Annotated in this window: 10 protein-coding genes; 3 read left to right on the top strand and 7 right to left on the bottom strand. The window is 67.2% G+C overall.

Annotated features, from left to right (window positions below; genetic code table 11):
* The first annotated feature begins 21 nt into the window (after positions 1-21).
* Positions 22-447 carry a VOC family protein gene (locus WFQ67_RS24970; RefSeq protein WP_213629402.1) on the top strand — a complete coding sequence of 142 codons (426 nt, stop codon included), beginning with the start codon at positions 22-24 and terminating at the stop codon, positions 445-447.
* Positions 448-544: 97 nt separating this feature from the next.
* Here WFQ67_RS24970 and WFQ67_RS24965 read toward each other — a convergent pair whose 3' ends face one another.
* Entirely contained in the window at positions 545-1,183 is a 639-nt protein-coding gene (locus WFQ67_RS24965) for a ferritin-like domain-containing protein (protein ID WP_337058493.1), read from the bottom strand.
* Between the two features lie 124 nt (positions 1,184-1,307).
* Positions 1,308-2,393 carry a DUF1615 domain-containing protein gene (locus WFQ67_RS24960; RefSeq protein ID WP_337058492.1) on the bottom strand — a complete coding sequence of 362 codons (1,086 nt, stop codon included), beginning with the start codon at positions 2,391-2,393 and terminating at the stop codon, positions 1,308-1,310.
* Between the two features lie 143 nt (positions 2,394-2,536).
* Here WFQ67_RS24960 and WFQ67_RS24955 point away from each other — a divergent pair, with 143 nt between their 5' ends.
* A complete protein-coding gene (locus tag WFQ67_RS24955) occupies positions 2,537-3,298 on the top strand; it encodes a DUF695 domain-containing protein (protein WP_337058491.1) in 762 nt (253 codons plus the stop codon).
* 799 nt (positions 3,299-4,097) lie between these two features.
* Here WFQ67_RS24955 and WFQ67_RS24950 read toward each other — a convergent pair.
* The 5 genes from WFQ67_RS24950 to peaA all read right to left on the bottom strand — a co-directional run bounded on the left by WFQ67_RS24950 (position 4,098) and on the right by peaA (position 10,471).
* On the bottom strand, positions 4,098-5,768 hold the full coding sequence (locus WFQ67_RS24950) for an AMP-binding protein (protein ID WP_337058490.1): 1,671 nt from the start codon (positions 5,766-5,768) through the stop codon (positions 4,098-4,100).
* A 178-nt stretch (positions 5,769-5,946) separates the two neighbouring features.
* Complete coding sequence (peaD, locus tag WFQ67_RS24945) at positions 5,947-7,071, bottom strand: quinohemoprotein amine dehydrogenase subunit beta (RefSeq protein ID WP_337058489.1); 1,125 nt, start codon at positions 7,069-7,071, stop codon at positions 5,947-5,949.
* A gap of 29 nt (positions 7,072-7,100) precedes the next feature.
* The gene (qhpC, locus tag WFQ67_RS24940) at positions 7,101-7,424 is read right to left on the bottom strand and encodes a quinohemoprotein amine dehydrogenase subunit gamma (protein WP_173180023.1); all 324 of its coding nucleotides are present in this window, start codon (positions 7,422-7,424) and stop codon (positions 7,101-7,103) included.
* A 1-nt stretch (position 7,425) separates the two neighbouring features.
* A complete protein-coding gene (peaB, locus tag WFQ67_RS24935) occupies positions 7,426-8,856 on the bottom strand; it encodes a quinohemoprotein amine dehydrogenase maturation protein (RefSeq protein WP_337058488.1) in 1,431 nt (476 codons plus the stop codon).
* 49 nt (positions 8,857-8,905) lie between these two features.
* The gene (gene peaA / locus WFQ67_RS24930) at positions 8,906-10,471 is read right to left on the bottom strand and encodes a quinohemoprotein amine dehydrogenase subunit alpha (protein ID WP_337058487.1); all 1,566 of its coding nucleotides are present in this window, start codon (positions 10,469-10,471) and stop codon (positions 8,906-8,908) included.
* Positions 10,472-10,877: 406 nt separating this feature from the next.
* Between peaA and WFQ67_RS24925 the strand changes: the two genes are divergently transcribed.
* Entirely contained in the window at positions 10,878-12,371 is a 1,494-nt protein-coding gene (locus WFQ67_RS24925) for an aldehyde dehydrogenase family protein (RefSeq protein WP_337058486.1), read from the top strand.
* The last annotated feature ends 78 nt before the right edge of the window (positions 12,372-12,449 follow it).

Here is a 12,449-nt window from a genome sequence, read left to right as displayed (position 1 = left end):
ACCCCCACGAGGCAGCGCCCCATGAGTCTTTCCCCCTTCCACCTGGCCATCCCCGTCCATGACCTGGCCGCCGCGCGGCACTTCTACGGCGAGGTGTTCGGCCTCGCCGAGGGTCGCTCCAGCGAACACTGGGTGGACTTCGATTTCTTCGGCCACCAACTGGTGATCCACGAGCACCCGAAGACCTCCAGCCAGGAGGCCGCCCACACCAATGCGGTGGACGGCCACGACGTGCCGGTGCCGCATTTCGGCGTGGTGTTGCCCTGGGCGGAATGGGAAGCCCTCGCCGAGCGCCTGCGCGGGCTGGGCACGCGGTTCGTGATCGAACCCTACGTGCGCTTCAAGGGACAGGTGGGCGAACAGGCGACCCTGTTCCTCTTCGACCCGTGCGGCAACGCCCTGGAGTTCAAGGCGTTCAAGGACATGGGGCAGCTGTTCGCCAAGTGATGGGGAGCACCGGGCTGCTGTTCAGTGGGTCCCCGCGTTCGCGGGGATGACGGGATGACCTGGCCCGCTGCGGTCGGCGCCGGGCCCTGCCGGGGTGCTACGCCTCGGGCAGTTCGCGGGACAGCAGCGCCTTGATGGTGTTGGCGTGGCGCTGCTCGTCCTGCAGGACGGCCTGGAAACGACGCAGCCAGGAGTCGTCACCCATGGCGCCGACCAGGGTCACCAGGGTTTCCCAGGCGGCCTGCTCGCCCAGCTCGTAGATGAGCATGGCGTGCAGGCATTGCGGCACGGTGCTGTCCGGTTGCGCCAGCACCTGGGCCACGCGCTGGGCGGCGATGCCCCAGGTGCGGGGGTGCTCGGCCAGCGCGGTGCGGGCCCGCACGCCAACGGTTTCCAGGGCCTCGATCAAGGTCCAGACGTGGGCCAGCTCTTCATCGCGGATCTGCCGGAAGGTCGCCACCAGCTCGGCGCGGTTGCCGTGGTGGTGCATGGCACGGTCCAGCAGCGAATCGTAGAGCTGTACGCAGATGCTTTCCGCAAGCACGGCCTCTTCCAGCTTGGCGATGAACAGGCTCGAATCGCTGCGCGCCATGGCGGCGAAGGCGTGTTCGCCACGGCTGCGCCAGTCTTCGCCGGGATCATCGGCCGTGGACGGGGCCTGGCCGATGACGCCGACGCTGACGCTGACGCTGACGAGCTCACTGCGGTCGGGGCGTGCTGAGGTGACACTGGGCATTGTTATTCTCCTCTCGTGACCCGGCGGGTGCGTGCCTGAGCACCCGCCTTGGTCATGGGAAAATCCGTCCGGTGGGAGGTTCAAGAAGTTTTCAGCCGAGCTGACGACGGGCCGGCATTGCCATTCAACGTGCCATGCAGCGCTGGTAGCGCTCGTCGACACGCTTGGCGAACCACGCCGTGGTCAGCTTGCGGGTGATCTTCGGACTCTGCAGGGTGATGCCCGGCAGCACCGCGCGGGGCAGCTTGCGCCCGCCCCCCTTCTCGGCCAGGGCGAAGACCTTCTCGTACAGCTCCGTTTCGGCGAAATCCGGCCCGTCGCCCTGCTCCAGGGCGCGGCGGATGGCGCCATCGCCCATGTCCAGGCGCCGCCCCAGGGTGCGCACCGCCTTCTCGGTGGAGCCGGCATCGCGGCTGCCGTGGATGATCAGGTCGCCATCCAGCGCCAGGGGCATGCCGCTGGCCAGGCTCACCGCCTGCTGGAAGGCGGCGTTGCGGCTGGCGTACCAGCCGGCGTTGAAGTCGGCGAAGCGGTACAGCGGCTCGGGGTAGTCCGCCTCGTAGCCGAGCAGGTGGGCGATGCCGAAGTACAGGCCGCCACGACGGGTGAACACCTCGTCGCGCACGCTGCCGGTGGTCGGGTACGGGTAGTGCTCGGCGTGCTCCTGGGCGAAGGCGATGCTGACCTGCATGGGGCCGCCGGTGTGCACCGGGTTGAAGGTGCCGAACAGCTGGCGGCCGAGGGGCACCATGCCGATGAAGTCATCGAAGATCACGCTCAGCTGGCGCTCGGTGCGCACGGCTGCGAGGCGCTCGGCGTAGGTCTTGCCGGTGGGCGAGCGGATGTCCAGCGCCGAATCCACCAGGAAGCCCGGCAGGTGCAGGCGCGCGGCACGGCGGTCGATCTCCTGGCGGGCGATCTTCGCCAGGCCCGGCACCGCCGGGTCGGCCTGGTAGGTCGACTCCTGCTCGGTCACCGCCAGCACCGCGCAGAAGTTGCTCTTCACCGTGGCCAGCTCCTGGGCGGTGAAGGCCACCTGGATATCCGTGGCCCAGCCCTGGCGGTCCACCACGCTGCTGGGAATCAGCCGCGCCACCTGGGCGCGCACCTCGGCCGGGGTGAGCTGCGGGCCCTCCTGGCTGCGCTGGCTGCCGCAGCCGGCCAGCAACGCGGCGGCGACGAGGACGAGACTGGCGGGGGCGAGATTCATGGTGGCTCCGACGGCGGCAAACGAAACGGCATGGCCCAGCTTCGACAGGCGTGCCGTGAAGCTGTTCAACCGACATGCCGGCAATCCGTGCGCGAACGCGCGCGCCTCTGTAGAGTCGCTCCATCCACGCAAGGAGCTGCTGCATGACTGACGACTGGGATTTCTATTTCGCACAGGTCGACGACCGCCCCGCCTCCCTCTACGTCGACCTCGGCGCGGTGCGCGAGGCACCCCTGGAGCACCTGCCGTTCATGGCCTACGTGCGCCTGCACATGCGCACGCCGCGTGACGACGGCCTCTCCAGCCAGGATGAATTCGACCGGCTGATCGAGATCGAGGACCAGTTGACGGCACGCCTGGTCAACGAAGGCTGCGCCTACCTGGGCCGCTACACCGGCAACAGCCTGCGCGATTTCTTCTACTTCGTGGGCGACCCGTCGCTCTGGGAGGGCCGGGTGGCCACCGTGCTGGAGGGTTTCCCCGAGTACGAGTACGAAGCCGGCACCCGGGAAGACCGGGAATGGTCGACCTACTTCGACTTCCTCTTCCCGCCCGCCGAGGACCAGCAACGCATCAGCAACCGCCGCCTGTGCGCGGTGCTGGAAAGCAATGGCGACACGCTGGAGACCCCGCGCGAGATCGACCACTGGTTCTACCTGCCCGACGAGGCCCGTGGCCAGGCGCTGATCGCCGAGGCGGCCACCCTCGAATTCGCCGTGCGCAACTGTGGTTGGACCGAGGATGAGGACGCCTACCAGGTGCAGCTGTGGCGCGAGGACATCCCCCAGCCCGGGCACATCGACGAGCTGACCCTGGCGATGCTGGCCCTGGCGCTGGCCTTCGACGGCGATTACGACGGCTGGGAGACGGTGCTGGTGACGGACGAGCCGACGACGCTGCATTGAGGGGATTCGGGGGGCCGTCGACTCCCCGGCCCCAATGAATGATCCGCCAGCGCAGAGCCGGTGAGATCCATCCACATCTGTGGGAGCGAATTCATTCGCGAAAGGCCACGTCGTGGCCCAGGACCTGCAATTCGCAAAGGTGCCTTCAGGGCCTTTCCGGATGCCTGGTGCGCCCACCGCATGGGTTTCGCTTCGCTCTACGCCATCCTACGAGAGCCGCCAACCGAGCCGGCAATGGAGCCGCTGCGCGGCCCTTTCGCGAATGAATTCGCTCCCACGGGCTGGGTTGGCGATAGACAGTGGGCGAATGAATTGGCTCTGACTGCGTTAGCTGTGTGGATTCAACAGGACGACTCTGGATTCCTGGCACACCCACCGCATGGGTTTCGCTTCGCTCTACACCATCCTACGAAAGCCGCCAGCCACGGCATCCACCCGGTGGTGATGCGCACATCAATGTGAAGTCGTGAGCCTCGACGTTGGAGCAGCGGCCAAACGCCCCTTCAGGAGGCCGAGCGCAATCGTCGTTTCAGGGGTTGAGCGACATGGATGTCGCGAAAGGCGTACCGGGCCAGGGATGGCCCGTTACGCCGGGCCCCTGAAACGATGATGGAGCGAGGGAAGTCTGGCGGAGCCAGACCCGTATGCAGGGGCAAGCCTTTTTGGTTTCTTTTTTGGCGACTGAAAAAAGAGACTCGCCCGGCAAGGCGAAACAGAAACCATCAGCAAGACTCGGCAATCAACCGGGTCCCAAATCCCCTAGCAACACCTAACGCAGACAGCGCCAATGAATTCGCCCCTACGGGCCGATCTCCTCGATGCTGATTTCGCGCATGCGGAATTTCTGGATCTTGCCGGTCACGGTCATGGGGAATTCGCTGACGAAGCGGAAGTGCCGCGGCACCTTGAAGTGGGCGATGCGTGAGCGGGCCCAGTCGCGCAGTTCTTCCGCCGTGGCCGTGTGGCCGGGGTGCAGCTGGACCCAGGCCACCAGCTCCTCGCCGTAGCGGTTGCAGGGGATGCCGATCACCTGCACGTCGGCCACCGCCGGGTGGGTGAAGAAGAATTCCTCCAGCTCGCGCGGATAGATGTTCTCGCCACCGCGGATGATCATGTCCTTGCTGCGACCGACGATGCGTACGTAGCCCTCCTCGTCCATGGCCGCCAGGTCGCCGGTGTGCATCCAGCCGCCGGGGTCAATGGCGTCCGTCGTCGCCAGCGGGTTGTTCCAGTAGCCGAGCATGACGCTGTAGCCACGGGTGCACAGCTCGCCGATCTGCCCACGCGGGACGATGCGGCCGTCGGCGTCGACGATCTTGCTTTCCAGCTGCGGCTGGGTACGGCCGACGGTGGTGACGCGCAGTTCCAGGCCGTCATCGGGGCCGGTCTGCAGGGACACCGGGCTGGTCTCGGTCATGCCGTAGGCGATCTGCACCTCAGCCATGTGCATCTCGTCGATCACCCGGCGCATCACCTCGATCGGGCAGGTGGCACCGGCCATGATCCCGGTGCGCAGGCTGGAGAGATCGAAGTCGCGGCGCCGAGGGTGGTCCAGCTCGGCGATGAACATGGTGGGCACGCCGTACAGCGCGGTGGCCTTCTCCTCCGCCACGGCGGCCAGGGTGGCCAGGGGGTCGAAGGCATCGCCCGGGTAGATCATGGTGCTGCCGTGGGTCAGGCAGCCGAGGTTGCCCATGACCATGCCGAAGCAGTGGTAGAGCGGCACCGGGATCACCAGGCGGTCGTGCTCGGTGAGGCCCAGGCTCTCGCCGACCATGTAGCCGTTGTTGAGGATGTTGTAGTGGCTGAGGGTGGCGCCCTTGGGGAAGCCGGTGGTGCCGGAGGTGTACTGGATGTTGATCGGGTCGTCGAACTGCAACTGGCCCTCGCGCTCGGCCAGCGCCGCGGCGCTCACCTCCCCGGCCCGCGCCTGCAGGGCGGCCCAGGGAAGGAAGCCGGCCGGTGGCTCGGCAGCCAGGCTGACCACGCCACGCAGCTCCGGCAGCTTCTCGCTGGCGAGCGTGCCCGGCTCGCCGTCGGCCAGGGCCGGGGCCAGTTCCAGCAGCATCGCGTGGTAGTCGGAGGTCTTGAAGGCATCGGCGCAGATCACCCAGCGGCAGCCGGATTGCTTGAGGGCGTATTCCAGCTCGCTGCTGCGGTAGGCCGGGTTGATGTTGACCAGGATGGCGCCGACCTTGGCGCTGGCGAACTGGGTGATGGTCCATTCGGCGCAGTTGGGCGCCCAGATGCCGAGGCGGTCGCCCGCCTCCAGGCCGATGGCCATGAGCGCGCGGGCATGGCGCTCCACTTCCGCCGCCAGTTGCGCCCAGCTCAGGCGCAGGCCCTGGTGGCGCACCACCAGCGCTTCGCGTTCGGGGAAGCGCGCCACGGTGGCGTCGAAGGCGGCGCCCAGGGTCATGGCCAGCAATGGCTTGTCCTGGCGCCCACGGGTGTAGCTGGGGTGATTCATGGTGGTCCCTTCTTGTGCTTGTTGGGATCGACGCTGAACCGACTGCCGCTGCCAGGCAGGCAACGCGGGTGTGCCGGTCTTATTTAACCTTTACGTAAACGTTAAGCCAGGCCTGGAGGGGTCTCCGTTGGTCGTAGAGGCGTTGCGCCATACCGGCCGCAACGCCCTGCCCACTGCCTCAGCGCACGAACACCTGCGTCGTGGTGATCGCCATGTCTCCGCCGGGCAGCTTGATGTTCTTCACCTTCTCCAGGCTGTCCGGGTCGAACACCGCGATGTCGTTGAAGGTGCCGGCGAGGTACAGCTTGCTGCCGGCCTTGTTGAAGGCCACGCAGTAGTAGCTGTGGTCGAGGTTGGCGGCCTTGACCAGCTTCTGCTGCCTGATGTCGTACTTGGCCAGGCGGTTGAGCACGCCGAACATCAGGTTCGGGTCCTTGGGCGAGCGCATGCCGGTGAAGTACAGCTCGGTGAGCGGGGCGAAGTCCTGCACCGTGCTCTTGCCGGTCTTCAGGTCGATGCTGACGAAGCCGTAGATGAAGTCGGCGGTGGCCAGGTCCTGCTTCGCGTCCTTGAACTTCGCGGTGGTGTAAAGCATGGAGAAGTCGTGCAGCGCGCTCTGGTGCGGCCAGAAGTACAGCACGTCCGGCGCGCTGTAGTCGGGGCGCTGCCAGTTGCGCCCGGGCACCGCCACCTCGTATTTGCCGGTGTGCACATCCATCTTGTAGATGTCCGGCCCCGCCACGAACAGGCTGCCGTCGTCGGCGGCGCGCATCAGGTACACCTGGCGCGGCATGGGGAAGCTGCGCACGGGCTTGGCGTCGAGGCCGTCGGCGGTGCGGAACACCTCCAGGCGCGGCGGCTTGACCACGTAGTGGTCGCTCATCACCTGGGTCGGGTTGACCGTGGTGTACAGCTCCTTGCCGTCCGGGCTCAAGGCGAAGGAGAACATCGAGCGCACCTTCTCCCCCGGGTTGCGCGAGAGCCTGGCGTGGAACACGGTCTTGCAGTCGTCCAGGTCGACGCCGTAGAGGTCGCCGAAGTGGTTGTTGAGCAGGTAGGCGGTCTTGTTGTCCGGCGCCATCATCGCGGTGCCGGGGCCGAAGGCGTCGGGCAGGCGGCAGGTCTTGTAGAGGCTGTCGCTGGCCAGGTCGACCACATGGATGTTGTTCGGGTAGTTGGTGGCGATCAGGTATTCGCTGCCGGGCTTGAGGGCCGGGCCGGCGCTGTCGGCGGCCCAGGCGCCGGTGCCCAGGGCGAGGCTGGCGACGGCGGTCGCCAAGTGGGCGATGACGTTGAGTTTCATGCGGATTCCTCTTCTGTTCTTCTCGCCGGTCACTTGTCTTTGGGGAAGACGGTGCCGAGGTTGCGCCAGTCCTGCGAGGAATCCGCAGCGTTGGCGTTCCAGTCCTGGTAGGTGCTCATCATGTCCGGCACCTGGGCCGGCCACCAGCAGGGGTCGGAGCAGCCGTAGAGGTCCGCCTCCATGGGCTGGCAGAGCGAGGAGACGCCCCCGAAGGCGTCCACTTCCCAGCCCGGGTCGGTGGTGGAGGTGCAGCCGGCCACGGCGCTCATGGCCACCACGTCTTCGATGCGGTCCTCGGCCACGGCCTGGTCCAGCAACTGGGCTTTGTTGTTCAGCGGCTTGAGATGCTTCATGTCAGTGCGCCTTCCGCGAGGTGATGTAGCGGCTGATGAAGGCCGGGTTGGCGGCCATGATCCGGCTGTAGACCTCGATGCCGAAGTCCACCCAGTCACGCATCAGGTCGCAGTAGTGGTAGGTCGGGTGGGTGGGGTCGCCGTAGCGGGCGTAGCTCTCGTGGTAGCAGCCGCCGGAGCAGAGGTTGCGGATGCGGCAGGTGTCGCAGCCGGTGCCCTGGCGGTCCAGGCGCTGGGAGAGGAAGTCGTTGAGCTCGGCCTGTTTCACTCCGCTGTGCACGTCGCCGAAGGTGGGCAGGCTGGAGCCGGTGAAGCGGTGGCAGAGGTTGAGCCCGCCAGCGTGATCCACGGCCAGCATCTTCAAGCCGGCGCCGCAGGGCAGCGCCTTCTTCTGCCCCTCGTGGATATCGGTGATCAGCTGGTGCAGGTTGGAGAAGCCGATGTTGCGGTGCTCCAGCGCCGCCTCCAGGTAGCGCCGGCCGAGGGCCTTCATGTTGGCGAAGACCTGCACCAGTTCCTCGCCCGTGAGGTTGTAGTCGCTGAGATCGCCCGAGGTGACCGGGGCGAAACCGACCTCGGCGAAGCCCATCTCGTTGAACAGGTGGTTCCAGATGGTTTCGACATCGGTGATGCCCCGGGTCAGGGTCACCCGTGCGCCCACCGGGCGGCTGCGGTAGCGCGACAGCAGCATGTCGGCCTTGCGCCGGACCACGTCGTAGGTGCCCTGCCCACCCACGGTGATGCGGTTGCGGTCGTGCACCGTCTTCGGCCCGTCGATGCTGATGGAGAGGCCGAAGCGATGGGCGTCGAGCCAGTCGACGATCTCCTCGGTGAGCAGCGTGGCGTTGGTGGTCATGATGAATTCCACCGGCTTGCCGGCCTGTGCGAAACGCCGCTCGCAGTAGCCCACCATGTGCTCGATCAGCGCGCGGTTGGAGAGCGGTTCGCCACCGAAGAACACCACGCTGTAGCGGGGCTCGTCGGGGGATTCGCGCAGCAGCATCTCCACCGAGGCTTCGGCGGTCTCGACGGCCATTTTGCGGCCGGCCGAGGGCTTGTCGAGGTCCTCCTTGTAGCAATAGGTGCAGCTGAGGTTGCAGCCGGTGTTGACGTTCAGCACCACGGTGTTCAGCGCGGTGCGCTCGACCCGCTTGATGCCGACTTCCGGCGTCAGCGGCGAGCCGTCGCTGACCAGCTCCAGCGCGATCAGCTCGCGCAGGGTCTCGCTCACCTCCTGGCCGGGGAAGCGCCCGGCCAGGCGCTGCACCAGGTCCTCGGGCGAGCAGCCCTGCTGGCGCAGCGCGTCGATGATGCCGCCGGTGACGGCGTCCGTGGCGAACAACGAACTGCTGGGGATGTGGAACAGCATGCGGTCCGCGTCCACCTGCACTTCATGCAGGTTGCGCTCGACCAGATTCAAGATTGCGCCCATGGCGACCTCCGGGGAATTTGCCCAATCGTCGATGCGGTTCGCGGCGGGTTCATGGCAGCGGCGGGTTGTTCCAGCGCTGCACGGTGACGATCAGGTGGCCTTCACCCTTCTGGCCGCCCTCCTCCAGCTCGGCGATCACCTTCAGGTTGCCGGCGTTATTGGTCATCATCCGGCGCTCGGGGTTGGGGCCGGCGGCACCGGGGATGAACACGCCGTCCTTCTGCATCTGCCCGGCGAACTTCACGTCCTGGTCCTCCTCGGCGCGTGCGTCGAAGGGCGCGACCGACCAGCTGGCCGGCAGGTAGCCGATGCGGTACGGCTGGCCGGCTGCATCCCGGCCCCAGGCCTCGGCCTCGAAACGGCCCTGCACCTTGGGCGTGGAGCCGCCGTTCTCGCCCACCCGGGCGATGGAGAACGCGGGCACCACCTTCACCTCGGTGACCTTGCTGTAGACCGCCAGGGACACGCCCTTGAGCTCGTCCAGCGCCACGTCACGCACACCCGGCGCAGCATCGGCGGCGGCCTTGACCCGCACGCGCACCTGCTCCGGCGTCGCCTCCAGCACCTTGACCACCTGCAGGCCGGCCCCCAGTTGCGGAGTGCCCTTGAGGCCGCTGCCCACCAGGGTCAGCTCCGCTTCGCTACCGGCCTTGATAGAGGCCGGCTGCACGGCCAGCAGCTTGGCGCCGCCCACCTTGGCGGCGCTGAAGTCGAGGCCGCGCTCGTCGTGCTCGGCCTCGAACATGCGCCCCTTCATCTCGCCATCCAGTGCCGCGAAGACCTGGCGCATGGCGGTATCGCCGACCTTCACGTTGCCGCGCCATTCATAGCCGTTGTAGAGGATGGCCGAGCCGCTGCCCGTGAAGGGCGTGCCATCGGCGTAGGTGCCGTTCACCTGCAGCGTGAAGCTGTCGCCGGCATCGGCCGTCACCGTCATCACGCCGCGCACATCGCCCTTGGCGAGCATGTGGCCGCTGAAGCTCCATTGCCCTGGCAGCGCATCCGCCTTGGGTCGCGCCTTCTGCCAGTCGGCCCAGGCCTGGTCCTCCAGCGGGAAGCGCTTGGCCAGCTCCGGCACCATCTGCTTGAGGGCGATATCCAGCCAGTCGCGGTCGCGGGACTGGGCCTGGTACTCCAGCGACGGCCACTGGCCGAGGTGGAAGTTGACCAGGTGCTCCCACTCCCTGGCCGGGCGGCGCTGCAGGGCCACCCGTGCGCCGGAGTGGCAGCGACCGCACATCTGGGTCAGTTCCTCGTCGAACTGCTCCACCGTGTTGAGGCGACGCTCCATGGCGTAGCGCACGCCCTCGGTCTCGCTGGGGGCCAGGCCTTGCTGGTCGGCCAGGTACTTGACCAGGGTGCGGCGGTCGTCGTCGCTGATGGAGAGGCCGTGCATCACCTGCATGCGCGCGATGCTCATCAGCCAGCCTTCGGGCGTCTTGCGCTGGTGGCTGATGCGGCTGTAACGGTCGCCGCCCTCGGGAATGTGGCAACCCATGCACTTGCTCTTGAGCAGCGCCGGGCCCTCCTCCGCCGCCTGGGCCTGGGTGCACAGCAAGGCTGCCGCAGCCAAAAACAGGCTGCCCGCACGCCACCGGAGTCGAATCGTCTTCAAGGTCGGACCTCCACGGTTTTGTTCTTATGGTTCGCACCCGTCTCGCCAGCGGTGCGTCTGCAACGGCAAATACACAATGTGTGCCATCGCCTGGCAGGGCCTTTAAGAACAACGACTTAAGCCATTTCCGGGGGTGCGCCGGGGCCTTCGGTAACGGGGCCGGGCGTCTAATTTCGCGACAGCTCGTCACAGGCTGAGACAGCGGCACCCACCGGGCCGAGGGGGCCGGGCGGCGGCACTGTCCAGCGGCTGTCTCACCCCGTCTCAAACTGCAACAGTGGGGGACGGCGGCGGTGCAGGCCGTTATCGATAAATCCCTTTCCATTCAATCACTTGACTGCATTCAGGGGCCTTGGCACGGGCGTTGCGCGAGCCGTTGCAATGCCCATCGACAGAGGCCCTGCCCATGCATTCCGAACTGCCCGTACTGCCCCAGACCCGAGACTTCCTCGACCGCCCGCTGAAGATGCTGATCGGCGATGGCTGGCAGGACGCCGCCAGCGGCGCCACCCTGGACTTCCGCAACCCCGCCACGGGCGATGTACTGGGCAGCGTGCCCTCCGCCGCCGCCGAGGATGTCGACCGCGCCGTACGCGCCGCGCACCAGGCCTTCGACGACTCGCCTTGGAGCCGCATGCGCCCGCGCGAGCGGCAGAACCTGCTGTGGCGCCTGGCCGACCTGATGGAGCGCGACGCCCAGCAACTGGCCGAGCTGGAATGCCTGAACAACGGCAAGAGCGCCGCCGTCGCCCAGGTGATGGACGTGCAATTGGGCATCGACTTCCTGCGCTACATGGCCGGCTGGGCCACCAAGATCGAAGGCACCACGGTCGACCCGTCGCTGCCGCTGATGCCCGACGACCGCTTCCACGGCTTCATCCGGCGCGAGGCGGTAGGCGTGGTGGGCGCCATCGTCGCCTGGAACTTCCCCCTGCTGCTGGCCTGCTGGAAGCTCGGCCCGGCCCTGGCCACCGGCTGCACCCTGGTGCTCAAGCCCGCCGACGAAACCCCGCTCACCGCCCTCAAGCTGGCCGAGCTGGTGCTGGAGGCGGGCTACCCGGCGGGGGTGTTCAACGTGGTGACCGGCACCGGCCTCAACGCCGGCGTCGCCCTCACCCGCCACCCGGGCGTGGACAAGCTGACCTTCACCGGCTCCACCGAGGTGGGCAAGCAGATCGGCAAGGCGGCGATGGACAACATGACCCGCGTAACCCTGGAGCTGGGCGGCAAATCCCCCACCCTCGTCCTGCCCGACGCCAACCTGCAGGAGGCCGCCGCCGGCGCCGCCACGGCCATCTTCTTCAACCAGGGGCAGGTGTGCTGCGCCGGCTCGCGCCTCTACGTGCACCGCAAGCACTTCGACAACGTGGTCGCCGACATCGCCGGCATCGCCAACGCCATGAAGCTCGGCAACGGCCTCGACCCCAGCGTGCAGATGGGCCCGCTGATCTCCGCCAAGCAACAGGACCGCGTCACCGGCTACATCGACCTCGGCCGCGAACTGGGCGCCACCGTCGCCTGCGGCGGCGAAGGCTTCGGCCCGGGCTACTTCGTCAAACCCACCGTCCTCGTCGACGTCGACCAGAAGCACCGCCTGGTGCAGGAAGAAATCTTCGGTCCCGTACTCGTCGCCATGCCCTTCGACGACCTCGACGAAGCCGTGCGCCTGGCCAACGACAACCCCTACGGCCTGGGCGCGAGCATCTGGTCCAACGACCTTTCCGCCGTGCACCGCATGATCCCGCGCATCAAGTCCGGATCCGTCTGGGTCAACTGCCACAGCGCCCTCGACCCGGCGCTGCCGTTCGGGGGCTACAAGATGTCGGGAGTCGGCCGCGAGATGGGCGCGGCTGCGATCGAGCACTACACGGAGGTGAAGTCGGTGTTGATCAGGGTGTGAGGGGAAGGGCCCGCTTTTAGGGGCGGGCCTTGGGGAGCTCAATGCATGGACCACTTTCAGCCCTGAGGACAATCCGAG

It is taken from the genome of Pseudomonas sp. USHLN015 (assembly GCF_037153275.1).
Taxonomy (GTDB): domain Bacteria; phylum Pseudomonadota; class Gammaproteobacteria; order Pseudomonadales; family Pseudomonadaceae; genus Metapseudomonas; species Metapseudomonas tohonis.
The sequence above is the reverse complement of the archived record's forward strand: the minus strand, read 5'-3'. Positions and strand labels throughout refer to the sequence as shown.